18 protein-coding genes, 3 pseudogenes and 1 riboswitch are annotated in these 24001 nt (G+C 73.2%); of the genes and pseudogenes, 12 read left to right on the forward strand and 9 right to left on the reverse strand.

Going from position 1 to position 24001, the window contains the following annotated elements:
• Nucleotides 1-40 precede the first annotated feature (40 nt).
• Entirely contained in the window at nucleotides 41-1909 is a 1869-nt protein-coding gene (locus tag VSR01_RS24540) for a GMC family oxidoreductase (RefSeq protein WP_326451296.1), read from the forward strand.
• 373 nt (nucleotides 1910-2282) lie between these two features.
• Here VSR01_RS24540 and VSR01_RS24545 read toward each other — a convergent pair.
• Nucleotides 2283-2644 (reverse strand): annotated as a pseudogene (locus VSR01_RS24545) (chorismate mutase).
• 264 nt (nucleotides 2645-2908) lie between these two features.
• Here VSR01_RS24545 and guaA point away from each other — a divergent pair.
• The 7 genes and pseudogenes from guaA to VSR01_RS24580 all read left to right on the forward strand — a co-directional run bounded on the left by guaA (nucleotide 2909) and on the right by VSR01_RS24580 (nucleotide 8205).
• Nucleotides 2909-4531: a glutamine-hydrolyzing GMP synthase gene (guaA, locus tag VSR01_RS24550; protein ID WP_442785529.1), complete on the forward strand. Its 1623-nt coding sequence runs from the start codon at nucleotides 2909-2911 to the stop codon at nucleotides 4529-4531.
• Nucleotides 4532-4675: 144 nt separating this feature from the next.
• Nucleotides 4676-5233, forward strand: a complete 558-nt coding sequence (locus VSR01_RS24555; protein ID WP_326451297.1) for a DoxX family protein — start codon at nucleotides 4676-4678, stop codon at nucleotides 5231-5233.
• Nucleotides 5234-5394: 161 nt separating this feature from the next.
• Nucleotides 5395-5601, forward strand: a pseudogene (locus VSR01_RS24560) (hypothetical protein).
• Nucleotides 5585-6106, forward strand: coding sequence for a DUF6879 family protein (locus tag VSR01_RS24565; RefSeq protein WP_326451298.1), 522 nt, complete (start codon nucleotides 5585-5587; stop codon nucleotides 6104-6106). The pseudogene VSR01_RS24560 and the gene VSR01_RS24565 overlap by 17 nt, the downstream one beginning before the upstream one ends.
• On the forward strand, nucleotides 6096-6938 hold the full coding sequence (locus tag VSR01_RS24570; protein WP_326451299.1) for a helix-turn-helix domain-containing protein: 843 nt from the start codon (nucleotides 6096-6098) through the stop codon (nucleotides 6936-6938). The genes VSR01_RS24565 and VSR01_RS24570 overlap by 11 nt, the downstream gene beginning before the upstream one ends.
• 127 nt (nucleotides 6939-7065) lie before the next feature.
• Nucleotides 7066-7530, forward strand: coding sequence for a glycine-rich domain-containing protein (locus VSR01_RS24575; protein ID WP_326451300.1), 465 nt, complete (start codon nucleotides 7066-7068; stop codon nucleotides 7528-7530).
• Nucleotides 7531-7596: 66 nt separating this feature from the next.
• On the forward strand, nucleotides 7597-8205 hold the full coding sequence (locus VSR01_RS24580; RefSeq protein ID WP_326451301.1) for a class I SAM-dependent methyltransferase: 609 nt from the start codon (nucleotides 7597-7599) through the stop codon (nucleotides 8203-8205).
• 126 nt (nucleotides 8206-8331) lie between these two features.
• Here the strand turns inward: VSR01_RS24580 and VSR01_RS24585 are convergent, their stop codons facing one another.
• Together VSR01_RS24585 and VSR01_RS24590 are read right to left on the reverse strand one after the other, a co-directional pair.
• Nucleotides 8332-8490 (reverse strand): hypothetical protein, encoded by a 159-nt coding sequence (locus tag VSR01_RS24585; RefSeq protein ID WP_326451302.1) that lies wholly within the window; start codon nucleotides 8488-8490, stop codon nucleotides 8332-8334.
• A gap of 401 nt (nucleotides 8491-8891) precedes the next feature.
• Nucleotides 8892-10124: a PspC domain-containing protein gene (locus tag VSR01_RS24590; RefSeq protein WP_326451303.1), complete on the reverse strand. Its 1233-nt coding sequence runs from the start codon at nucleotides 10122-10124 to the stop codon at nucleotides 8892-8894.
• Nucleotides 10125-10292: 168 nt separating this feature from the next.
• Between VSR01_RS24590 and VSR01_RS24595 the strand changes: the two genes are divergently transcribed.
• Nucleotides 10293-11627, forward strand: a complete 1335-nt coding sequence (locus VSR01_RS24595; RefSeq protein WP_326451304.1) for an ATP-binding protein — start codon at nucleotides 10293-10295, stop codon at nucleotides 11625-11627.
• Nucleotides 11624-12475 (forward strand): response regulator transcription factor, encoded by an 852-nt coding sequence (locus tag VSR01_RS24600; protein WP_326451305.1) that lies wholly within the window; start codon nucleotides 11624-11626, stop codon nucleotides 12473-12475. Before VSR01_RS24595 ends, VSR01_RS24600 begins: the two co-directional genes overlap by 4 nt.
• Before the next feature lie 7 nt (nucleotides 12476-12482).
• Here the strand turns inward: VSR01_RS24600 and VSR01_RS24605 are convergent, their stop codons facing one another.
• The 3 genes from VSR01_RS24605 to VSR01_RS24615 form a co-directional block, all read right to left on the reverse strand.
• On the reverse strand, nucleotides 12483-12800 hold the full coding sequence (locus tag VSR01_RS24605; protein WP_326451306.1) for a hypothetical protein: 318 nt from the start codon (nucleotides 12798-12800) through the stop codon (nucleotides 12483-12485).
• Between the two features lie 148 nt (nucleotides 12801-12948).
• Nucleotides 12949-14727: a TIGR03767 family metallophosphoesterase gene (locus VSR01_RS24610; protein ID WP_326451307.1), complete on the reverse strand. Its 1779-nt coding sequence runs from the start codon at nucleotides 14725-14727 to the stop codon at nucleotides 12949-12951.
• Nucleotides 14728-15090: 363 nt separating this feature from the next.
• Entirely contained in the window at nucleotides 15091-16206 is a 1116-nt protein-coding gene (locus tag VSR01_RS24615) for a C40 family peptidase (RefSeq protein ID WP_326451308.1), read from the reverse strand.
• Nucleotides 16207-16539: 333 nt separating this feature from the next.
• Between VSR01_RS24615 and VSR01_RS24620 the strand changes: the two genes are divergently transcribed.
• Nucleotides 16540-16899: a hypothetical protein gene (locus VSR01_RS24620; protein ID WP_326451309.1), complete on the forward strand. Its 360-nt coding sequence runs from the start codon at nucleotides 16540-16542 to the stop codon at nucleotides 16897-16899.
• A gap of 105 nt (nucleotides 16900-17004) precedes the next feature.
• On the opposite strand, the gene VSR01_RS24625 is transcribed toward VSR01_RS24620, so the two are convergent.
• Both VSR01_RS24625 and VSR01_RS24630 read right to left on the reverse strand, forming a co-directional pair.
• A complete protein-coding gene (locus tag VSR01_RS24625; protein WP_326451310.1) occupies nucleotides 17005-18060 on the reverse strand; it encodes a C40 family peptidase in 1056 nt (351 codons plus the stop codon).
• A 7-nt stretch (nucleotides 18061-18067) separates the two neighbouring features.
• Nucleotides 18068-18221: riboswitch (cyclic di-AMP (ydaO/yuaA leader) on the reverse strand.
• A gap of 148 nt (nucleotides 18222-18369) precedes the next feature.
• The gene (locus VSR01_RS24630; RefSeq protein ID WP_326451311.1) at nucleotides 18370-19509 is read right to left on the reverse strand and encodes a C40 family peptidase; all 1140 of its coding nucleotides are present in this window, start codon (nucleotides 19507-19509) and stop codon (nucleotides 18370-18372) included.
• 239 nt (nucleotides 19510-19748) lie between these two features.
• On the opposite strand from VSR01_RS24630, the pseudogene pcrA reads away from it, so the two are divergent.
• A pseudogene (gene pcrA / locus VSR01_RS24635) lies at nucleotides 19749-22288 on the forward strand (DNA helicase PcrA).
• Between the two features lie 130 nt (nucleotides 22289-22418).
• Here pcrA and VSR01_RS24640 read toward each other — a convergent pair.
• On the reverse strand, nucleotides 22419-23891 hold the full coding sequence (locus VSR01_RS24640) for a M23 family metallopeptidase (RefSeq protein ID WP_326451312.1): 1473 nt from the start codon (nucleotides 23889-23891) through the stop codon (nucleotides 22419-22421).
• Nucleotides 23892-24001 lie beyond the last annotated feature (110 nt).

Here is a 24001-nt window from a genome sequence, read left to right on the forward strand (position 1 = left end):
TCCGAACCGGCCGAGCGACCGCGAGCGGAGGACCGACACGATGACCGAAGACCAGCGTCCCGCGGACCACGAGCGGGACAGCGGCGCAGACCCCGACGACGACCGCTTCGACTACGACGTGATCGTGGTCGGCTCCGGCTTCGGCGGCAGCGTCACCGCGCTGCGGCTGACCGAGAAGGGCTACCGGGTCGGCGTGCTGGAGGCCGGCCGCCGCTTCGCCCGCGAGGAGCTGCCGAAGAACTCCTGGGACCTGCGCAACTACCTGTGGGCGCCGGCCCTCGGCCTCTTCGGCATCCAGCGCATCCACGTCCTCGGCAACGTCCTGGTGCTGGCCGGCGCGGGCGTCGGCGGCGGCTCGCTGAACTACGCCAACACCCTGTACGTGCCGCCCGCCGCTTTCTTCCAGGACCGCCAGTGGGGCGGCATCACCGACTGGCAGCGGGAGTTGGCACCGCACTACGACCAGGCGCAGCGGATGCTCGGGGTGCGGCTGAACCCCACCATGACGCCCTCCGACGTCCATCTGAAGGCGGCGGCCGAGAAGATGGGCGTCGGCGACTCCTTCCACATGGCGCCGGTCGGGGTGTTCTTCGGCGACGGCCAGGACGCCGGCGGCGGCGAGGCCGGCGCCGCGGTGCGCGCCGAGCCCGGCGCCGAGGTCCCCGATCCGTACTTCGGCGGCGCCGGCCCCTCCCGCCGCGCCTGCACCGAGTGCGGCGAGTGCATGACCGGCTGCCGGCACGGCGCGAAGAACACCCTCAACGAGAACTACCTCCACCTCGCCGAACGGGCCGGCGCCGTCGTGCACCCGATGACCACCGTGGTCGAGGTCGCCGAGGACCCGGCCGGCGGCCACTGGGTCACCACCGTGCCCACCGACCGGCGCAGGAAGGGCCCGCGCACGGTGCTGCGGGCCCGGCAGGTGGTGCTCGCGGCCGGCACCTACGGCACCCAGACGCTGCTGCACGCGATGCGCGACAGCGGCCGGCTGCCCGCGCTGTCCGACCGGCTCGGCATGCTGACCCGCACCAACTCCGAGGCGCTGGTGGGCGCGCGCACCACCCCGCGCCGCTACCGCAAGGCGCACCCGGACCGCCCGCTGGACTTCACCCGCGGCGTCGCGATCACCTCCTCGGTCCACCCCAACGACCACACCCACATCGAGCCGGTGCGCTACGGCCGCGGCTCCAACTCCATGGGCTACCTGTCGGTGCCGGCCGCGCCGTACCGCGGCCGGGTGCCGCGCTGGCTGGAGTTCGTCGCCGACGGCATCCGGCACCCGGCGCTGTCGGTGATCTCGCGGATCACGTACAAGTGGTCGGAGCGGACCATCATCGGCCTGGTGATGCAGACCAGCGACAACTCCCTGACCACCTACCGCAGGCGCAGGCGGCCGGGCCGGGGGCTGCTGACCGCGCGGCAGGGCCACGGCGCGCCCAACCCGACGCACATCCCGGAGGGCGCCGAGGCCGCCCGACTGATCGCCGCGGAGATCGGCGGCTTCCCCGGCAGCAACGTCGGCGAGGCGACCGAACGCCCGCTGACCGCGCACTTCCTGGGCGGCTGCCCGATCGGCGAGGACGCCGAGCACGGCGTGATCGACCCGTACCACCGGCTCTACGGGCACCCCGGCATCCATGTCGTGGACGGCGCCGCGGTCTCGGCGAACCTCGGCGTCAACCCGTCGCTGACCATCACCGCGCAGGCGGAACGCGCGATGTCGCTGTGGCCCAACAAGGGCGAGCCGGACCCGCGCCCGGCGCAGGGCGAGGCGTACCGCACCCTCGCGCCGGTGCCGCCGAGGGCGCCCGCGGTGCCCGCCGACGCCTTCGGGGCGCTGCGGCCGCTGCTGCCGGTGCCCGTGGTGCCGCCGCGCTCCGGGGAGGAACCGGCGTCCAAAACGTCGTGAACAGGCTGTAATGTGTCCTTCGCGGTGTTCTTCGCAGAGCGGCCGGTCCCAGGCGTCCCTGGGAGCCGACCGCCACTTTGAGTCGTGACCGGGCTGCTGTCCCCTGCCGTCCGGTCACTCACACCGGTGCGAGGTCCCACGGCGGGCGCAAGCCTGCGGCCGCCTCATCGCACCGGTCACACCCCGCCCAGCTGCGTCTGGGCGGTGTCCATTTCCACGCGTGGTGTTGGGTTACCGCCCCTGGCTGGCACGGACAACCCGTCCAACGAAGCGGCCTTCCGGCGGTCACGTGCCGTTCGGGTGATCCCCCTAAAGAGGTGCGCCCGGCGGCCACGCGTCCCCGGCGTCCCCGGCGGCCACGGCGTCCCCGGCGTCAGGCGCGGCCCCGGCACAGTTCCAGCAGCGTCATCGCCACCGCGGTGCCGGGCAGGCCGCCGAGCGCGTCCCCGTACGTGCGCAGCACCTGCAGCTCGCGCGCCAGGTGCACGCGCCGGCCCCGGAGCCGATCCTGGCGGCCTGGATCTCGCCCGACACCGCCATCCGCTCGCGCACCAGCGCGATGATCCGCTCGTCCAGGTCGTCGATGCGCTGCCGCCGCGCGGCGATCAGCGCGTCCGCCTCGGCGGTCCCGGCGCCGGTGGCCGGCACGTCCTCGGCGGTCCTCGCCGGGGCCGGCGCGTCCTCGGCGGTCCTCGCCGGGTTCGGGGTCTCGTTCACCGTCGTCGTCTCGCTCATGGTTCTGCTCCTCGGGGGCACGGCCCCCGGGACGGCTGCGACCCGCGGACACGACGAGCGCCCCGGGCCGATCGGCCCGGGGCGCCTGGTAGGTCGCGTCAGATGCTCACGCAGCGCGCCTACGGCGACCGGACCGGCCGGTGCCATAGGTAAACGCGAAGGCGAGCGTGTTCATGGCGGCAAGTGTAGCGAAGGTAGACTCGGGGTCTCATCCCCTTGCACGCCTCGTTGCCGTGTCCCGCGGCAACCGCCGGAAGGCCGCCCGTGGCATCAGCGACCCCGTCCGCCCCCGCCCCCGACTCCGTACCCGCAGGCCCCGAGGGCGCCGCGAGCCCCGTCGTGCTCGTGGTCGACTTCGGCGCGCAGTACGCCCAGCTCATCGCCCGCCGGGTGCGCGAGGCGCGGGTCTACAGCGAGATCGTGCCCTCGACCATGCCGGTGGCCGAGATGCTGGCCAGGCGGCCGGCCGCGATCATCCTGTCCGGCGGCCCCTCGTCGGTCTACGAGCCGGGCGCGCCCCGCCTGGACCGCGCGCTCTTCGAGGCCGGCGTCCCGGTCTTCGGCATGTGCTACGGCTTCCAGCTGATGGCGACCGCGCTCGGCGGCACCGTCGACAACACCGGCGCCCGCGAGTACGGCCGCACCGCGCTGACCGTCTCCCGGCCCGGCTCCACCCTCTTCGAGGGCACCCCCGCCGAGCAGTCGGTGTGGATGTCGCACGGCGACGCGTGCTCCGCCGCCCCCGAGGGCTTCACGGTGACCGCGTCCACCGACGTGGTGCCGGTCGCCGCCTTCGAGAACGACGCGCGGCGGCTGTACGGCGTGCAGTACCACCCCGAGGTGATGCACACCGCGCACGGCCAGCAGATCCTGGAGCACTTCCTCTACCGCGGCGCCGGCATCGAGCCGACCTGGACCACCAGCAACGTGGTGGACGAGCAGATCGCGCTGATCCGCGCCCAGGTCGGCGACCGCCGCGCCATCTGCGGCCTGTCCGGCGGGGTGGACTCCGCGGTCGCCGCCGCCCTCGTCCAGCGGGCCATCGGCGATCAGCTGACCTGCGTCTACGTCGACCACGGCCTGATGCGCAAGGGCGAGACCGAGCAGGTCGAGAAGGACTTCGTGGCCGCCACCGGGGTGCGGCTGAAGGTGGTCGACGCCTCCGAGCGGTTCCTCGCCGCGCTCGCCGGGGTCAGCGACCCCGAGCAGAAGCGGAAGATCATCGGCCGCGAGTTCATCCGGGTCTTCGAGCAGGCGCAGGCGGAGATCGTCGCCGAGGCGCCCGACGACCACCCGGTGGAGTTCCTGGTGCAGGGCACCCTCTACCCGGACGTCGTGGAGTCCGGCGGCGGCACCGGCACCGCCAACATCAAGTCGCACCACAACGTCGGCGGCCTGCCCGAGGACCTGGCGTTCGCGCTCGTCGAGCCGCTGCGCAAGCTGTTCAAGGACGAGGTCAGGATGGTCGGCCAGGAGCTGGGGCTGCCCGAGGAGATCGTGCAGCGGCAGCCGTTCCCCGGCCCGGGGCTGGGCATCCGGATCGTCGGCGAGGTCACCCGCGAGCGCCTCGACCTGCTGCGCGAGGCCGACGCGATCGCCCGCGAGGAGCTGACCGCGGCCGGCCTGGACCGGGAGATCTGGCAGTGCCCGGTGGTGCTGCTCGCCGACGTCCGCTCGGTCGGCGTCCAGGGCGACGGCCGCACCTACGGCCACCCGGTGGTGCTGCGCCCGGTCTCCTCCGAGGACGCCATGACCGCCGACTGGTCCCGGCTCCCGTACGACGTCCTGGCCCGGATCTCCACCCGCATCACCAACGAGGTCAAGGACGTGAACCGGGTGGTCCTCGACGTCACGAGCAAGCCCCCGGGCACGATCGAGTGGGAGTGACCCGCCAGGGGCGGGCCTGGGCCCGCGGTGAATCCACCCCAATCGCCGGCCGGATCGTTGAGTCGTACCGCGATCCCGTCCGTACCACCGGGTGAGACGCCGCAGGCCCATTCCAACCCCGTGCGGCGGGAGAGGCGGGAGACGATGCTTGAGGTGTGGCGGGAGACCGCTCGGCGCTACGCACTGCTGCCGTTGCGGATCTTCCTCGGTGTGACCTTCGTCTACGCCGGCCTGGACAAGCTGACCAGCGACACCTTCTTCACCGACTCGGCCAACGGGTCGCTGGTGAACATCCTGCACGGCGCGCACGACCAGGCGGCGATACCGGCGATGATCGACCTGGCGCTCAAGGCCCCGCACGGCTTCGGCTACGCCATCGCGTTCGGCGAGATCGCCGCCGGGCTCGGGGTGCTGGCCGGGCTGCTCGGCCGGGTCGCGGCGCTGGGCGGCGCGCTGATCTCGCTCAGCCTGTGGCTGACGGTCAGCTGGTCGACGACCCCCTACTACTACGGCAACGACCTCGCGTACCTGATGGCGTGGCTCCCCCTGGTGCTCGCCGGCACGCCCTACCTGTCCCTGGACGCGCTGGCCCGCACCCGCCGCGGCGGCCTCTTCCGCCGCCGCCCCGCCGCCCCCGCTACCCCCGCGCCCCCCGCCGCGGCCGGGAGCGGAGCGCGCGCACGATCCGGACGGACTGCGTGACGACCGCGGTCACCGCGGCGCTCGGCTGTTCCTGATCGGCGCGGGCAGAGCGTCTTTATGCGACAACGCCAATATTCACGTGACCGCATGGACGCCGTGGCGGCCACCCCCCTACCGTCGTGGAGACCAGCCCGAGGGGCTGCTTGCGAGAGGGGGTTCGGATGGCACGTGAGGAACTCACCCGTCTGACGGGCAGTGGCAACGGTGAGTGCAGCAAGAACGACTTCCCCAATCTGTACCGCACCGGGTCGGGCTCCATCGTGGTCCAGGGAAACGTCTAGCGCGTTTTCACTCCGCCGCCGGGAGAGGGGCTCGTCGAGATTCCGGAAGAGGTGCTGAGGGAGGCCGTGCGTGCTCTTGGATGGTGACGCGTGGGCCGACAGGTTCCGGTCCTTCGCGCGCGAGGCTTGGAGGCTGGAGACACTGCCGGTTTACCGCGTGCCGCAGGAGGAGGACGAGATCCGGGCGTTTCTCGCGGGCGAGCGGATCGACCCGCGTACCTACGCGGACGAGTACACCGAAGACCTGAAGCGGCTGCGGGCCCAGGGAAAGGCCAAGGGGCGCGTCCACGTCGTCACGCGGCCGCTGTCGGACTACCTCCGGTTCGAATTCATGTACTACCTGCCGCACGCGCGAGCGGGCGAGGACATTCGCATCCTGGACGTGACCGACCGGGAGAACCCGCTCGCCGACGCTCCCGATTTCTGGATGTTCGACCGTTCCGAGGTCGTCCTCATGAACTACGCGAGCGATGGGACGCAGATCGACCGCGAAGTGTTCGAGGGAGACGTGTCGGTTTTTCTCGCATACCAGGAGATCGCCACAGCCGAGTCCGTGCCCTTCGAGGAGTACGTGAAGGGCCTTGACATTTGATCCCGAGCGGCTGGGCCGGTCCAGATCGGACCTGGCGGAGGCGCTGCGCAGCCTGCGGAGGCGAGCCGGCAGAACGCAGACCTGGCTCGCCCGACGGTGCGCCATGTCGCAGACGAAGGTCAGCAACATCGAGAGCGGGAAGCTCACCCCCACGGTGGTCGACGTCGAGCTGATCGTCGGAGCACTCGACATATCCGCGCCGGAAGCCTCGGAACTCCTCAGACTGGTCCGGACCGCCAACACGGAATGGCAGGACGACTGGTCCTCACGGCGGCGGGGCCTGGACAAGAAGCAGGACGAGCTGGCTCGCCTCGAGGCGGCGTCGACGGAGTTCCGGTACTTCCTGCTCTCCGCGATCACCGGGCTGCTGGCCACACCCGAGTACGTGCGCGCCAGCCTCGCCGACCTGCCGGGCGACCAGTCGAAGACCATCGCGAAGAAACTGGAGCGCCAGAGCACCCTCTACGACCCGGCCAAGTCGTTCACGTTCCTCCTGACCGAGCAGGCCGCGCGCTGGCCGTTCGTGCCGCCCCTGGCCATGGCCACACAACTCGACCGGCTCGCGTCGCTTTCCCGGATTCCCACCGTGCGCATAGGCATCGTGCCCATGCGCGGCCACATTCCGCTGATGCCGCTGAACACTTTCACGCTCTACGACAGGCGACTGGCCACGGTCGAAACCGATACCGGTGTACTCGTCCTGCGCGACTACCGGGATGTGAGCGCGTACCGGCAGGCCTTCGACCGCTTCGTGGCCCACGCGGTCTTCGGGGACGACTGCCGGGCGCTCCTCGCCGAGTGGTCGGAGGCGTTTACCCGACAACGCCAATAGCTCTGGAATCCGCGGCCCGGTCCGCCGGACCATCGCTGCCATGGCCGGGCCCGGCGCGTCGGGCGTCGCGACCGCGACGTGGCGCCAGGCGGCCGAGCAGTGACCCCGAATCCTGTGGAGGCACGACATGGCGACAACGACGGTGGTCCGTGTACCGGAATCCTACGTATCCACGGAGGTGTGGGACCGGCAGGTAGCCCTGCTGCTGCGGAACCCCGCGGACACGGAAGAGCTGGCGGGGCGCAAGTTCGGCCAGTGCATTGCCTACCTGATGGCGTGCGGAGAGAACCCGGACCTGATGCTGGGGCCCTCCGCGCAGGTGGACGAGGCGTGGCACAGTTTCATGCTCGACTCCGTCCACTACCACCACTTCACCCAGGCCCGCTTCGGCCGCTACATCCATCACGTTCCGCAGGTGCGGGAGCAGGCCGTCGACGGGCGGAACTCCGGAACGGGCGGGCCGTTGGTTCTGGAGCGAACGGTCTGCGCCATCCGCGCGGCCGGCTTCCAGGTCGATGCCGAGCTCTGGGGCATGGAGGACGCGGCGGAGTGCAACCAGTGCCATGCCGGGTGCCACGACTCCCCGAAGTAGTCCCGCCGGCGCGGGACCGGGCTCGCCTCCTCGGGGGGCGGGCCCACGGCCGCGGAAGGAGAACCGATGACGCTCGCCGAGTCCTGGGACAGGTACGCCGCGGGCCGCACGCCCCGTCGCGCCGTCAACGCACGAGGTGAGGCGACGTGGCTGAACTGGACCCAGTACCCCGACCACGGCCCCTCCGAGGAGGTGCTGGGCGGTGTCGCCGGTCGTCGCGTCCTGGACCTCGGGGCGGGAAGCGGCGACAACCTCGCGCACTTGGCCACACTCGGCGCCGTGGCCACTGGGGTCGACATCGCCCCGAGCCGGAAGGCGGTCGCCGACGAGCGGTGGGCCCACCTGCCGGACATCGCGTTCGTCACGGCGGAAGCGACGGCGTTTCTGCGCGAGACGACGGCGACCTTCGACGTCGTGCTGTCGATCTTCGGGGCCGCGTGGTTCGTCGCCCCTGACGTGCTGTTGCCGCTGATCCGCGGGCGCATGCCGGCCGGCGGTCTCCTCGCCTTCTCCCATCTGCCGCCGGGCACTGGGCCGGCCCCGGGAACCGGGCGGGCGCCCGTCAGGACCACTCGCCCGCCGAGTGGCGGGTCCTGCTCGGCCGCCACGGATTCGGCACGCCGTGTGCGACCGTCCTCGAACCGCCGGACGGCGAGACGGTCGGCACGATGCTGATCCGGGCCGCAGCGGTTTGAAGGGTTTCAGCCCCGCCGCCCCGCCGCCCCCGCTACCCCCGCGCCCCCCGCCGCGGCCGGGAGCGGAGCGCGCGCACGATCCGGACGGACTGCGTGACGACCGCGGTCACCGCGGCCAGGGCGAGGCCCGCGGCGACCACGGGGAGGGAGCGGTGGGGGAGGACAGGTCCCAGACGCCGGCGGCGTCGAGGAGGAAGAAGACCGCGAGGGCGAGCGTGACCAAGCCCATCACCAGGGCCGCGGGTTCGAACCTGTGCCGTCTCATCGGGCCGCTCCACGCGCCGTCGTGGCCTGCGCGACGGGCGCGGGCGGGATGGTGGGCACGGCGGGATGCGGTCGTGCCGTCGGCGTTCCCGGGGTGCCCGGGGCCGCGGTCCGATGCGGCTGCGGGCCGGCGTCGCGGCCGCGTCGCGGAGGACCAGCAGCCGGCCGACGCCCACGGTGACCTTCAGGTCGATCGTGCCCCGCGACACCCGGCCGGGCGCGGCGCCGAAGGTGGCCGTGCCGTGGCGGCCCTTGCCGAGGTGCACGCCGTCCTCCTGCCGGTCGGGCCAGTCGACGTCGCCGATGCTCACGTCGTAGTCGATCCGCACGGTCGCGTCGCGGGGCAGCCGCACCTCGGCCTCGCCCGCGCCGACGTGCAGTTTCGTGGCGACCGTACGCCCGTCACGACCGTGCCCGTCCAGGCCCTGCCCGTTTGAGCCCTGCCCGTTCGAGCCGTGCCCGTCCAGGCCCTGCCCGTTCGAGCCGGGCCCGTTCAGGTCGAGCCCGTCCAGGTCGAGCCCGGACAGGTCGAGCACGCCCGTGCCGGCCCCGCTCGTACGAGGGCGCGACGGCCGCCGCGCTCGTCGGCCGCCAGGTCTGCCGGCCCACGCCCTGCCCGCTCTTGGGCAGCATCGCCGCGCCGACCAGCCCGGCGATCACCACCAGCGACCAGAAGACGGTGCCGCCCGCCGCCTTCCCGGCGAACGACGCCACCACGAAGGCGGCGCCCAGCACCGCCAGCGCCGCGCCCAGGCCGATCTCCGCGCTGACCGGCGCCGGCTGGTACGGCCAGGACGCGCCCGCGCCCACGCACAGCGCGGTCGCCGCGAGCAGGAAGACCACCAGCGCGAACACCCAGTTGTGCTCGCGCGCCGCCTTCTTCCTGGCCTTCCACGCCCGCCGGTCCTCCTGGCCGTACGGCCCGTCGTCCGGCCCCCACAGATACGACGGCTCCTTGGTCAGCGGCTCCCGCCACCACGAGGGTCCGCCCGGCTCCGGCGGCGCCTGCACCGCGGGCGGCGCCTCGGGCACCGCGGCGGCGGTACGGGCCGCGGCGCGGGCAGCACCGCCGGGCCCCGCGGCCTGATACGGCGCCGCGCCCGCCGGCCCGGCCTGCTCGGCGGCCCTGCGGCGCTGCTGCGACCAGTACACCGCGGCGGCCGTCGCGGCGAGCAGCACCAGCGAGAACGCCTGGTTGACGCCGTTGCCGAGCATCGAGGCGTAGAGCCCGCAGCCGACCAGCGCCATCAGCACGGCGGTCAGCGGCGCGCCCTCGATCCGGCCGGACAGCAGCCGGTGCGCCTCGCTCTCCTCCTCGCCCTCCTGCGGGATGATCAGCCATCCCGTTCCGTAGATGATCAGACCGATGCCGCCGGTCAGCGACAGGACGGCCAGCACCACGCGGAAGATCACCGGGTCGACGCCGAACCAGCGGCCCGCCCCCGCGCACACGCCCGCCAGGACCTTGTCCTTGCCGCGCCCGCGGGTCGGCCCCCGCCGCGGGGCCGGGCCCCCCTCGCCGGGGTCCGCGCCGCCGGGGTCCGCGCCGCCGGGGTCCGCGCCGCCGGGGTCCGCGCCGCCGGGGTCCGCGCCGCCGGGGTCCGCGCCGTCCTGGGAGCGGGAGTCGTCCGTCATACGCACCATGGTGGCGGGTGGCCGCGCGCCCGGGCACCCGGCCCGACCCTGGTACGACCCTGAATCGTCCCCTGGGGTGCGCCCCGGGACGCCCCCGGCGCGGGGCCGGGACCCTTGGGGGGCCGACCCTGATGTCCCCAGGGACCGCGTTGTGTGACGATCGGGGGTATGCCAGCCAGCGCCCCGCCCCCCGGAGTCCCGGGACCGCCCGGAGCCTCCGGCGCACCCGGCCCCTCCGGGGCGTCCGGCGCCTCCTTCCTCAACGCGCCCGACCCCGCCGACGCCGGCGTCCGCAAGCTCTACCGCAGCTCCGAGGGCCGCATGGTCGGCGGTGTGGCCCGCGGCCTGGCCGGCCACCTGAGCCTGCCGGTGCTGTGGGTGCGCGCGCTGTTCATCGTGCTGGCCGCGTTCAACGGCATCGGGGTGCTGCTCTACGCGGTCTTCTGGTTCTTCGTGCCGCTCGGCGTCGGCGGCGTCGCGGAGGCCAAGGAGCCGCGCGACGCCCGTTCCTGGCTGGCCGGCAAGCGCCCGGACAAGGGCCAGATCATCGCGCTCATCGCGCTCGCCGCCGGCACCGGCATCCTGGTGGACAACCTCAACCTCGGCGCCGCCAACCGCGCGGTGTGGCCGCTGCTGGTGATCGCGCTGGGCGTGGCGCTGGTGTGGCGGCAGGCGGACAACGCGCGCAAGGCCCGCTGGGTCGAGATGAGCCACGGCAAGCGGTTCTGGCCGCTGGCCCGGGCGGCGGCCGGCGTCGCCCTGGTCGTCGCGGGCGTCACCGGCTTCATCGTGGTGCGCGGCAGCGGCAGCCACCTCGGCGGCATCCTCCAGGCCGCGCTCGCGGTGCTGGTCGGCGTCGCGCTGATCGCCGGCCCCTACCTGGTGCGGATGACGCAGGACCTGTCGGCGGAGCGGCTGATGCGCATCCGCGCCCAGGAGCGCGCCGAGGTCGCCGCCCATGTGCACGACTCCGTGCTGCACACGCTCACGCTGATCCAGCGCAACGCCGAGGACCCGCGCGAGGTCGCCCGGCTCGCCCGCGCCCAGGAGCGCGAGCTGCGCGCCTGGCTCTACCGCCCCGAGGGCACCGGCCGCGACGACGAGCCGACCACCCTGGCCGAGGCGGTGCGCGCCGCCGCCGCCGAGGTCGAGGACGCGCACGGGGTGCCGGTCGAGGTGGTCTGCGTCGGCGACTGCCCGCTGGACGAACGCCTGGTCGCGCAGATGCAGGCCGGGCGCGAGGCGATGGTCAACGCGGCCAAGTACGGTGGCGACGGCGGCCCGGTCCAGGTCTACGCCGAGGTCGAGGAGGCCCGGGTGTTCGTCTCGGTACGCGACCACGGCCCCGGATTCGACCTCGACCAGGTCCCCGAGGACCGCATGGGCGTACGACAATCGATCATCGGCCGGATGGAGCGCAACGGCGGGCAGGCGCGGTTGCGCGCGGCGCCGGGCGGCGGCACCGAAGTGGAGCTGGAGATGGAGAGGGTGGCGGCGGCATGACCGGCACGACCGGCAGGGACGACGAGGGTACGCGGCCGGCGGGCACGCCGGCGGGGGCGACGGCGGCCGGCGCGGGCGCCGCCGGCGCGGGCACGGCGGGCGCGTCCGGCGCGGGGACCGGTCCCGCGTCCAACGCCGCGTCCGGCGTGGAGACCGGTCCCGCGTCCGGCGTGGAGACCGGTCCCGCGCGGCGGGTCCGCGTGGTGCTCGTGGACGACCACCGCATGTTCCGCACCGGCGTCCAGGCGGAGATCGGCGCGACCGCCGAGACCGGCGTCGAGGTGGTCGGCGAGGCCGCCGACGTCGACCAGGCGGTCTCGGTGGTCACCGCGACCCGGCCCGAGGTGGTGCTGCTCGACGTGCACCTGCCCGGCGGCGGCGGCGTCGAGGTGCTGCGCCGCTGCGCCGCGCTGTCGGCCGACCCCGAGCGGCCGGTGCGCTTCCTCGCGCTGTCGGTGTCGGACGCCGCCGAGGACGTCATCGGCGTGATCCGCGGCGGCGCCCGCGGCTATGTCACCAAGACGATCACCGGGCCCGACCTGATCGACTCGATCTTCCGGGTGCGCGACGGCGACGCGGTCTTCTCGCCGCGACTGGCCGGCTTCGTGCTGGACGCCTTCGCCTCCACCGACGCGCCCCCGGTGGACGAGGATCTGGACCGGCTCACCCAGCGCGAGCGCGAGGTGCTGCGGCTGATCGCGCGCGGCTACGCGTACAAGGAGATCGCCAAGCAGCTGTTCATCTCGGTGAAGACGGTCGAGTCGCACGTCTCGGCGGTGCTGCGCAAGCTCCAGCTGTCCAACCGGCACGAGCTGACCCGGTGGGCCACCGCCCGGCGGCTGGTGTAGCCGGGGCTCAGACCACGTCCTCGTCCGGCCACAGCAGCGTGTAGTTCGGCACCCGCACCGCGCGCTGCTCGACCGGGGTGTCCAGGGACTCCATCGGTGTGCCCTCGGGCACCCGGCAGCGACTGAGGTGGATGCCGATCAGGCAGGCGTCGCACCAGAAGGACGCGTAGCCGGTGCGCTCGCTCGGCTGCCCGGTGAAGGCCACCCGCAGCGCGTCGGCGCCGCAGTCGGGGCACTGCGTGTGCGAGGCGCGTTCCGGCAGCGCCTTGCAGTACAGCGTGTACGCCTCCCGCCAGGCGCCCCAACTCGCCGTCAGGGCTTGCATGTCCGCTCTCCCGTCCGTTCGCCGCCGGCCCGTCGCAGGTCGACAGACGACACTACGCCGGTCCGGCCGGTCGCGGGTCGCTTTCCCCTAACGGTTGCGGACACGCGCGGGGCCCGTACGCCCTCCGGCGGGGCCCGCGGGGCGCGTCTCAGGCGATGCGCACGAGCAGTTCGGTGTTGCGGTCGCGGGCCTCGCCGGCCGCCGACTCCTTGACCCCGGACGACGTATCGGCGAGGTAGGCGCCCAGGCCAGGGGCGTTGTAGGACAGTTCGCGGTAGAGCGAGGCCAGGCCCACCGAGGACCGGTCGGCGAAGTCGGTGCGGTAGGGCGCCGAGGACTCGACGAGGGTGGTGAACAGCGACACCGTGCCGTCGTGGTTGTCGGCAAGCTCGAAGAGCCTGGCGTGCTGCGGGTAGTCCACGTGCGAGGCGGTGTTGACCTCCCAGAAGGACCGCGCGGGCGCCGCGGGGTGCGGGTGCGGCGTGATCTTGTTGACGTGGCTGTGGCCGTTGATCCACGCCACCACGTTCGGGAAGCGGTGCAGCAGGGCGATGACCTCCTGGCCGTCGTGCCGGGCCCTGTCCTCCGCGGTGGCGTCGGGCCGTACCGTCATGCTCGGGCTGTGGTGGTGGCTGAACACCAGGATCTTCGCGTCGGCCGCGCCGGGGTTGGCGACCCGGTGGCCGTCGGTGTCGTAGTACGCCGCGCTGTGCGCGGTCAGCGTCCGCTCCAGCCAGCGCAGTTGGTCGCCGTCCAGGGAGCCCTGGAGGTGGCCGCCGCGGAAGGTGGTGTCCAGGCTGATGCCGAGCACGCCCTCGGCGACGGCGAAGGAGTAGTACTGCCGGTCGCCGTCGAGGTTGTCCTCGGTGTAGCCGTGGCCGACCGGGCCCGCGCCGGTGTGCGCGGGGTCCAGGTGCGCGAGCAGGAAGTCGTGCGGGTCGGTGGCGCGGCGGCGCGGGTCGGGCGTGACGGTCCTGGCCCGCGAGGCGTTCGCGCGCAGCACGTCCTTGAGCACCGAACTGCGCGGGTCCGCGCCGCTGACCACCACCGCGCGGAAGCGGGCCGCGTCGGCGTCGGAGACGGTGTACAGCTTGCGCGCGCCCACCGCGTACGCCTGGAGCCAGGAGTCCTCCGGGGCGAGGCAGCCGGCCGGCAGCGCGTCGTGGTTGCCGGGCGTCGAGTACCACGGGACCTTCAGGCCGGGGCTGGTCAGCGGGGCGGTCGCGGCGGCGAGGTAGCCGGGCAGCCGGGGCAGGCCGCGCTGCTTGTCGACGTCCCGCAGCGCCTGCTCGACCTGCCAGAACTGCGCCAGCCCGGTGTTCTGCGCGCCCTCGTACGCCGCCGGGTCGCCGGTGTTCGGGGTGATCGGGCCGCCGCTCATCGCGGTCATGTACCACTCCAGCTCGATCGCGGCGTTGTTGTCCGCGTTGTCGCCGGTGGAGATGGCGAAGCCGAGCGGCAGCCCGGTGTGCGGGCCGGCCCGCAGCGCGTTCACCTGCTCGATCAGCGCGACGGCGCCGTGCGCGGACAGGGCCTCCTGCGCGCGCCACGAGCCGGGCGAGCCGGCCCGCAGGAACTCGGTGCGCAGCGGGTGCTGCACATCGGCGATGTGCAGGTCGGTGAGCTGCGCGAAGCAGGCCAGCGGGGTGCGCCGGTCGGTCCTGCGAGCGGCCGCGGCGGCCAGCTCCTGGCGTACCGCCACCGGCCAGCCCGGCCCCGCGGCGATCCGCCGGTAGCCGCCGGCCGGGCCGTGCAGCCGGGCGGTCGCGTCGAGCGTGGTCAGCCCGTACGGCGCGGGCCGCCGGACCACCGGGTCGTGGGTGATGCGGACCGGGCCGCCGGTGGGGTGGGCGGCGGCGGGATGCGGTGCGGCCGGCCGGGCGGCGGCCTGCGGCGTGGCGCCGCGCGCGGCCAGCGGCCAGGCCACGGCGGCCGACGCGGCCGTGGCGCCCGAGGCGATGAGAAGTCGACGTCGATTGACACCTGTGGCAGCGGAACCGAGCCCGGCCATCAGAACCCTCCGGTGCAGGCGGATTACCCTCACCTGGAGCGTCGGCAGGCTGTGTGACCCCCCGCTGAACACCACAAAAACCCCACCAGCCACTTCGCGGGCGGCGGGACGGACGTTGCCCCTCGCCTTCTTGAACGCGTCTTGACGCGCGCATTGCCCGGCCCCGAAGCGCGGGGGCCGGGCGGCACGCGCGGACGTGGCGGAAGAAGCGGCGCCGGACGGGGCTCGGTCAGAGCCCGGCGCGGGTCAGGCGCGGGTCAGGCGCGGGTCAGGCGCGGGTCAGGCCGGGCGGGTGGCGGCGGCGAAGGGCATCTCGGAGATCGGCGCGATCCGCACCGCCGCGCCCGGGTGCGGGGCGTGGATCATCTTGCCGTCGCCGATGTAGAGGCCCACGTGCGAGATGCCGGAGTAGAAGAACACCAGGTCGCCGGGGCGCAGCTGGGAGCGGGGGACCCGGGTGCCGGCGTTGATCTGCGTGTACGTGGTGCGCGGCAGCGCGACGCCGGCCGCGCGCCAGGCCGCCTGGGTCAGGCCGGAGCAGTCGTACGCGCTCGGGCCGGTCGCGCCCCAGACGTAGGGGAGCCCGAGGGCCCGGTAGGCGAAGGCCACCGCGGCGGCGGCGCGCGAGGAGGGCGCGGGGGCGCCGGAGCCGGAAGAGCCGGGGACGCCGGTCAGCGGCAGGCGGCCGGCGGCCCGGGACGCGGCGGCCGGCGACGTGCCCGGGGACGTACCGGACCGTGAGGACGCGCCGTCGTCGGCTGCCCGCACCGCGGCCCGGTCGGCCGGCGTCAACCGGTCCAGCAGCGCCCGCGCCTGGTCGAGCTTGTCCTGCACCGCCCGCTTGCGCGCGGCGAGTTGGGACTGCGCCGCGCGCAGCGCGGCGAGCTTGTCCGACGCTTGCCCGCGGGTGCGCGTCACGTCCCGCTGCTGCACGGTGAGCCGGTCCACCGCGGCGGCCTGGCGGGCGCCCAACTGCCGGAGCAGCCCGGCGCGTTCCAGATAGTCCCGCGGCGAGGAGCTGAGCGCGAGTTGCAGCGTCGGGTCCAGCGTCCCGGAGCGGTACTGCGCCGCGGCGACGCCGCCGAGCGCGTCGCGGACCGACTCCAACCGGGCGGTCTTGCGGGCCAGTTCGTCCTGCAACCGGTCCAACTCGGCGGCGGCCTGGTCGGCGCGGACCTTCGTACCGTCGTAGGACTGCGTGGCCTGCTCGGCCTCCTGGTACAGCTCGGCGACCTTCGCCTGCACCTCGGCCCTGGTCATCTTGGGCTCGGCCTGCGCGGCCCCGGCCAGGAACGGCGCGGACGCCGCCGAGGCGAGCGCCAGGGTGAACGCGGTGCGCTGCACCGAGCGGGAGACGGTGATCCGCGGTAACGGCAGGCGACTGTGGGAGGCCATGGCGGCCGTCCCTCCTTCCCAAGGGGGCGCTCCGGGGACGGTCCCCGGGAGCCGGGGGCCCGGCGGCGCCCGCACGGGGGACGGGACGCCGCCGGGCTCGGCGGAGGCGGCCGGACCGCTTGAGGGGAGGCCGCCTGGGATGCGACGTTAAGCCTGGGCCGCCCGCGGTGCGGGCCCTCCGACCGGGACTGCCCCCTTTCGGCCACCGCCCGACCGGTCCCGACCGCTGTTCGACGGGTGATCCGCCCGTATCGGTGGCCGACTTGACGGATTGCCCCGTACTCCCCACCCCTGGACGGCTCGCGTGCTACCTGCCCGATTAGGGTCCAGGGCATGGACACGCTTCTCCACGTCTTCGTCGGGCTGCACATCATCGGCATCGCCGCGCTGCTCGGCGGCTTCCTCACCCAACTGCCGGTGATGGGCAACAGCGGCGGGCAGGTCCGCTTCGTCTCCGGGATGCTCTACGGCGCGCTGACCATGCTCGTCACCGGCGTCGCGCTGATCGCCATCGCGCACGCCGACGACCTCCACCCCAGCAGCGCCAAGCTCGGCGTCAAACTGGCGGTGCTGATCGTGATCCTGGGCCTGGTCTACGTCAAGCGCGACGAGGAGCGCGTCGACCCCCGCGTCTTCGCGGCGGTCGGCGCGCTCACGGCCGTCAACATCTTCATCGCCGTCCTGTGGACATAAGGGCCTGGACGTGAGGGCCTGGACGTAGGGCGTCGTCGTGAGGGCGTCGACGTGAGGGCTTCGTCGCGAGGGCGTGGCCGAGGGTCGGCCCGGGGGCCCGCGTGCTCAGGCCACCCGGCGGGCCGCGGCGAACGGCATCCAGCTCATCGGCGCGATCTCCACGGTCGCGCCGGTGTGCGGCGCGTGCACGATCTCGCCGTTGCCCAGGTAGATGCCCACGTGCGAGATGCCGGAGTAGAAGAACACCAGGTCGCCGGGGCGCAGATCGGACTGCGAGACCGCGACGCCGTCCTTGACCTGGTCCCAGGTGGTGCGGCCGATGCCGACGCCGGCCGCCTTGTACGCGGCCTGGGTCAGGCCCGAGCAGTCGTACGCGTTGGGGCCGGTGCCGCCGGAGACGTACGGCTTGCCGCGCTGCGCCAGCGCGAACTGGATCGCGGCGGCGGCGCGCCCGCTGGCCGGGCCGTTGTAGGTATAGCTGACGCCGGCCGACGACGAGGACGAGGAGGACGTGCTCGCCGGGTGCATCGCGGCGATCTTCGCCCGCTGCTCCGCGGTGAGGCTGTTCAGCAGCTTCTGCGCGGCGGCCAGCTTCGTCTGCACGTTCTTCTTCTGGGCGGCCAGCTTGCTCTGCGCGCGAGACAGTTCGTCGAGGCTCGCGGTGGCCTGCTGCCGCTGGATGTTCGCCTGCTCCTGCTGGACCTTGAAGGTCTCCAGCGCCTGCTCCTGCGTGCTGGACAGCCGGTCGAGCATGTGCGACTGCTCGAGGAACTGCTCGGGGTTGCTGGACAGGAACAGCTGCGTGGTCTGGTCGATCCCGCCGTCGCGGTACTGGGCGGTGGCGAACTGGCCCAGCACCCGCCGGGTCTCGTTCATCTTCTGGGTCTTCTGGGCCACCTGCGCGAGCAGTTGGTTGGCCTTGGTCCGCGCGGTCGCGGTCTTCTCCTTGGCCTGGTCGTACTGCTGGGTGGCCACCTCGGCCTGCTGGTTCAGCGTGTCGATCTGCTTCTTGACCTCGCTGATCGAGGGCTTGGCGGGCGCGGCGTGCGCGCTCTCGCTCATCAGGGTGACCGAGGCCAGTGCCGCCGCCGTGACGCCGACCGCCGCACGGGGGGCGGCGGAGGCGAGTATTCGGGGACGCGGCTTGCGGTGCGACGCCAAGGAGGCGACTCCTTCCGTGGACCGCCGACCGGGTTAGCTGACGGGTTCGGGCTCGAAAGGTCGCCCTACGGTCCCGCGCCTCGCGGCGCCGGCCCGATTCACCCCAAATGCTGGTGGGTCCCCGGCTCCGGCCGTGCGGCCGGATTAGGCGGAGGTGGCATGCTGCCGGCAATTCCCGGCGGAGGACGTGTCACCTAGCCGGTTACCGTAGCCAACGGGTGCGGGTCATGGGAAGTTTGGATCGCAATGTGACCGACATCGCTTCGTGATCTTACCGTCGGTGGCCGCCGTGGCCGGCCCGCGTCGCGGTCAATACGGGCGAACCCCGGCGTAGATGGGCATTTCCGTGATCGGCGCGATCTTGACCACGGTGCCGGTGTGCGGCGCGTGGATCATCTGGCCGTCGCCGATGTAGAGCCCGACGTGGCTGATGTCGCTGTAGAAGAAGATCAGGTCGCCCGGCTGCAGAGCGTCCACGGACACCCGGTGGCCGACGTTCACCTGGTCCCAGGTGGTGCGCGGCAGGTTGATCCCGGCGGCCTTGTACGCGGCCTGGGTCAGTCCCGAGCAGTCGAAGGAGTCGGGGCCCGTCGCACCCCACACGTACGGCTTGCCGAGCTGGTCCCGGGCGAAGGCGATCACCTGCTGGGCGATCGAGGTGTTGGCGGCGCTGCCCGACCCGGTCGAGCCCGTCGAGCCGGCCGACTGCGCGGCCTTGGCCGCCTTCTGCGCCGCGGCCTTCTGCTGGGCGGCCAGCTCCTGCGCCCGCTTGCGCGCCTCGGCCTCCTGCTTGGCCGCCAGCGCCGCCAGCCGCGCCTTCTCCTGCGCGGTCAGGCTGTTGAGCAGCTTCTGCGCCTCGCCGAGCTTGGTCTGTACGTCCGCCTTGGCGGCCTTCAGCCTGGTCTGCTGGGTGGTCAGCGTGGCCAGGCTCTTGGCCGCCTCGATGCGCTGCTGGGTCGCGGCGACCTGCTGCACCCGGTACGACTCGACCGCGGCGCGCTGCCGCTTGTTCATCACGCTGGTCAGGTGCAGCTCGTCGACCAGCGACTGCGGGTCGCCGGCCAGCATGTAGCGGGTGGTCGAGTCGTCGCCGCCGTTGCGGTACTGCGCGGCGGCGATCTGCCCGAGCACCCGGCGCGAGTCGTTCAGCGCCTGCGTCTTCCGCGCGGCGGCCTCCAGCAGCCGGTTGACCTTCGCGTTCTGCTGGTCGACCTGCTCCTTGGCGCCGTTGTACTTCTCGGTGGCGACCTCGGCCTGGTGGGTGAGGCTGTCGACCTTCGCCTTGGTCTGCGCGATGGTCGGCTGGGCGGGCTTGCCCGGCGCGGGGGCGGCGCCGGCGCTCTCGGTCATCAGCGTCACGGTGGCCAGCGCGGCCGTGGTGATCCCCACGGCGGCACGCGGCCCCGGCGTGCTCAGCAAAGCGGTACGGGCCTTACGGTGCGTCGCCATGGCGGACGGACTCCTCTCGGACGCTGACCGAAGCGGCTGGTGCGGAACCGTAGCCAAGGCCCGCCGTTGCTGGGAAGGGCGATGTCCGATAAGGCCCGATACCTTTTCGTAATCTTTTTTCGACGCGGGCGTGTCGTCACCCTGCGTGCCGACCGGGCTACCGCGGCCCGGGTCCCGCGGAGCCGCGGCCGACCCGAACCGCCGCGGCTGTCGGCGGCGGGCCCTAGACTCGGGAGGCGATGAGCAGCCTCTTTGACGAACACTTCCTCGCCGGTCTCGACGCCGCCCACGGACCGGCCCACGGGCCGTCCGACCCGTCCTCCGGCGACGACGTGCCCCCGCCGGACGACGAGGCGGACGGCGGCCCCGGCCACGCCGCGGAGGAGGTCCCGCACGACCTGTTCGGCGACCGCTTCGACGGCCCGCCGCCAGCCCGCGACGCGTACTATCGCGACGGCGCCCCGCGCCCCGCGATCGACCCCGCGCAGCTGCTGGAGGGGCTCAACGAGCAGCAGGCCGCGGCCGTCGTGCACGCCGGCAGCCCGCTGCTCATCGTCGCCGGCGCCGGCTCAGGCAAGACCCGGGTGCTCACCCACCGCATCGCCCACCTGCTCGGCGCGCGGCACGTGCACCCCGGCTCGATCCTCGCCATCACCTTCACCAACAAGGCCGCGGGCGAGATGAAGGAGCGTGTCGAGCAGCTGGTCGGCCCGCGGGCGAACGCGATGTGGGTGTCCACCTTCCACAGCGCCTGCGTGCGCATCCTGCGCCGCGAGTCCAAGAAGCTCGGCTTCACCTCGTCCTTCTCGATCTACGACGCGGCCGACTCCAAGCGGCTGATGGCCCTGGTCTGCCAGCGCGACCTGGACCTGGACCCCAAGCAGTTCCCGCCGAAGTCCTTCAGCGCCAAGATCTCCAACCTCAAGAACGAGCTGATCGACGAGGAGACCTTCGCCGGCCAGGCGGAGACCACGTTCGACAAGAAGCTCGCCGAGGCGTACGCGCTCTACCAGGCCCGGCTGCGCGAGGCCAACGCGCTGGATTTCGACGACATCATCATGACCACCGTCAACCTGCTCCAGGCGTTCCCGGACGTCGCCGAGCACTACCGGCGGCGCTTCCGGCACGTCCTGGTCGACGAGTACCAGGACACCAACCACGCGCAGTACACGCTGGTCCGCGAGCTGGTCGGCTCGGGGAGGAGGCGGGGGAGCTGTGCGTGGTCGGCGACGCCGACCAGTCGATCTACGCCTTCCGCGGCGCGACGATCCGCAACATCCTCCAGTTCGAGGAGGACTACCCGCAGGCCCGCACCATCCTGCTGGAGCAGAACTACCGCTCCACCCAGACCATCCTGTCCGCCGCCAACGCGGTCATCGAGCGCAACGCGGGCCGCCGCGCCAAGAACCTGTGGACGCAGTCCGGCGACGGCCCGGTCATCACCGGCTACGTCGCCGACACCGAGCACGACGAGGCGCAGTACATCGCCGAGGAGATCGACCGGCTCACCGACGCCGGCGACGCCCGCCCCGGCGACGTCGCGGTCTTCTACCGCACCAACGCGCAGTCCCGTGTCTTCGAGGAAGTCTTCATCCGGGTCGGCCTGCCGTACAAGGTCGTCGGCGGCGTCCGCTTCTACGAACGGCGCGAAGTACGCGACGTGCTGGCGTACTTGAGGGTGCTGGCCAACCCCGAGGACAACGTCCCGCTGCGCCGCATCCTCAACGTCCCCAAGCGCGGCATCGGCGAGCGCGCGGAGGCGATGATCGACGCCCTGGCGCTGCGCGAGAAGATCTCCTTCCCGCAGGCGCTGCGCCGCGTCGACGAGGCGTACGGCATGGCGGCCCGCTCGGCGAACGCCGTCAAGCGCTTCAACACCCTGATGGACGAGCTGCGCACGGTCGTGGAGTCCGGCGCGGGCCCGGCCGTCGTCCTGGAGGCGGTCCTGGAACGCACCGGCTACCTCGCCGAGTTGCAGGCGTCCACCGACCCGCAGGACGAGACGCGGGTGGAGAACCTCCAGGAACTCGCCGCCGTCGCCCTGGAGTTCGAGCAGGAGCGGGCCGAGGACGAACCCGGCACACTGGCCGACTTCCTGGAACGCGTCGCGCTGGTCGCCGACTCCGACCAGATCCCCGACGACGACGCCGAATCCGGCGGCGTGATCACGCTGATGACGCTGCACACCGCCAAGGGCCTGGAATTCCCTGTGGTGTTCCTCACCGGCCTGGAGGACGGCGTCTTCCCGCACATGCGCGCGCTCGGCCAGGTCAAGGAGTTGGAGGAGGAGCGCCGGCTGGCCTACGTCGGCATCACGCGCGCCCGGATGCGCCTCTACGTCACCCGCTCGGTGATGCGCAGCGCGTGGGGCCAGCCCTCGTACAACCCTCCGTCGCGGTTCCTGGAGGAGATCCCCGCGTCGCTCATAGAGTGGAAGCGGACGGGAGCGGCGTTCGGCGGCGGCCCCGGGGGCTCCGGCGGTGCCGGCGGCGCGGGTTCGGGCGGCGCGGTGTCGAAGGCGGCGGCCTCACTGTCGTCCACGCTCGCCGCGCGGTCCAGGGGCGGCGGCGCCACGGGCGGTTTCGCGACCCGGCGCGGCGCGGGCGACCGCCCGGTGATCTCGCTCGCGGTCGGCGACCGCGTCACCCACGACCAGTTCGGTCTCGGCACGGTCGTGGCGGTCACCGGACGGCCGGGCGACGAGAAGGCGACGATCGACTTCGGGGACGACCGCCCCAAGCAACTGCTGCTGCGGTACGCGCCGGTGGAGAAGCTCTAGCCGAGAAGCCCCGGCCGGGCGGGCGGGGGAGGGGAGCCGGCGGGGGAGCCGGTGAGACCCGCGAGGGGGGTTCGGTACGGGGCCCGCGTGAGAGGCCCGGCGTGAGGCCGGAGTGAGGCCCGGGGTGAGGTCAGCGCGGGTCGAGACCGTGCTTGAGCAGCCAGGGCAGCGGGTCGATGGGGGCGCCGCCGTCCGGGCGGACCTCCAGGTGCAGGTGCGGGCCGGTGGTGTTGCCGGTGTTGCCGGAGTACGCGATGACCGTGCCCGCCTTCACCTTGCCCGAGCGGATCTTGGTGCTGCTCAGATGGCAGTACCACGTCTCGGTGCCGTCCGGCGCGGTGACGATCGCCATGTTGCCGTAGGAGGAGTTCCACTGGGTGCGGACCGTGCCGTCGGTCACCGCCATCACCGGGGTGCCGACCTGCACCGGGAAGTCGATGCCGGTGTGCAGCGCCATCCAGTTGACACCGGCCTGGCCGAAGTACGCGCTCAGGCCCTTCTGCGTGACCGGCAGCACGAACTTCGGCCGCAGCGCCTCCTTGCGGGCCGCGGCCGCCGCAGCCGCCTTCTTCGCCGCCGCCTGCCGCTCCTTGAGGTCCAGCCGCTCCTGCGAGCGGCTGGCGCGGGTGGCGAAGTCCCCGGCGTCCCGGCTGACCCCGGCGAGCTGCCGGTCCAGCTGGGTGGTCGTCGCGGTCGTGGCGCCGGGCGTCGCGGCGCCGTCCGCCTGGGTCGTGGAGGAGCTGTCCTGCGCCATGCCGACCCCGGTCACCGCGGCCGCGCCGACCGCCGCGACGCCCATCACCGCGACCGACGGCACGGCGACGGTCAGCAGCGCCGAGCGCTTGGCCGGCTTGCGGCGGCGGCTGCGCGCGGTGGGCTCGCCGGGGGCGAAGCCGTCGCTCGCGTAGTCGTGCCGGACGGGCACGTCGTCGCGGTCGTCCGCGAGGTCGTTCAGGATCGCGGCGCCGTGCGGGTCGTCGAGGTCGTGGAGACCTTCGAGGGCGTCGAGGGCGTCCAGGGTGCCGGTGCTGTCCAGAGCGTCCGGGACGTCGGGGACCTGGAGGTCGGGCACCTGCTCGTACCCGCCCGTGTCGCCGCCGGCGTCGTAGCCGTAGCCGGTCGCGTACCCGGTGGCGTAGCCGTACGCCGGGTAGGAGCCGGAATCCCAGTCGGGCAGCGGTTGGTGGGCCTGCTGCACGCCGGTCTGCTCGAAGCCCGCGGTCAGGTCGTGGTACGTACCCGTGTCGTAGTACGTGCCGGTGCCGACCGCGGTGGGCGCGGCGGTCGGGCCGTACGCGTAGGGGTCGTACGCCGGGTAGCCGCCGGTGTCCCACCTCTGCGTCGCCGAGGGGTCGTGGGCCTGCTGCTCCGGATACTGCCGCGGCGGCTGCTGGGCGTAGCCGTACGGGTCGGTGTACGCGTAACCCTGGCCATAGTCCTGCGGTTGGTGCTGCTGCGGGATGTACGCGGTGTACGTGCCGGTCGCCGCGTCGGCGTCGTCGGCGAAGGCGGTGCCGACGGTCTGGTACGCCCCGGTGGAATAAGGGTCGTACCCGTAGGCGTCGTAGTCGGGGGAGAACCCCGACGCGTGACGTTCATTCACCGCCAGCTTCTCTTTCGCCTAGGCAGCAGGAGAATCAGCGGCGACTGTAGCCCTCCGTGTCCGGCGGGGACAACCTTTCGCCGGGACCTGGCGTCCGCCTTGCCCGGTGT

This window comes from Actinacidiphila sp. DG2A-62 (assembly GCF_035825295.1).
Classification (GTDB): domain Bacteria; phylum Actinomycetota; class Actinomycetes; order Streptomycetales; family Streptomycetaceae; genus Actinacidiphila.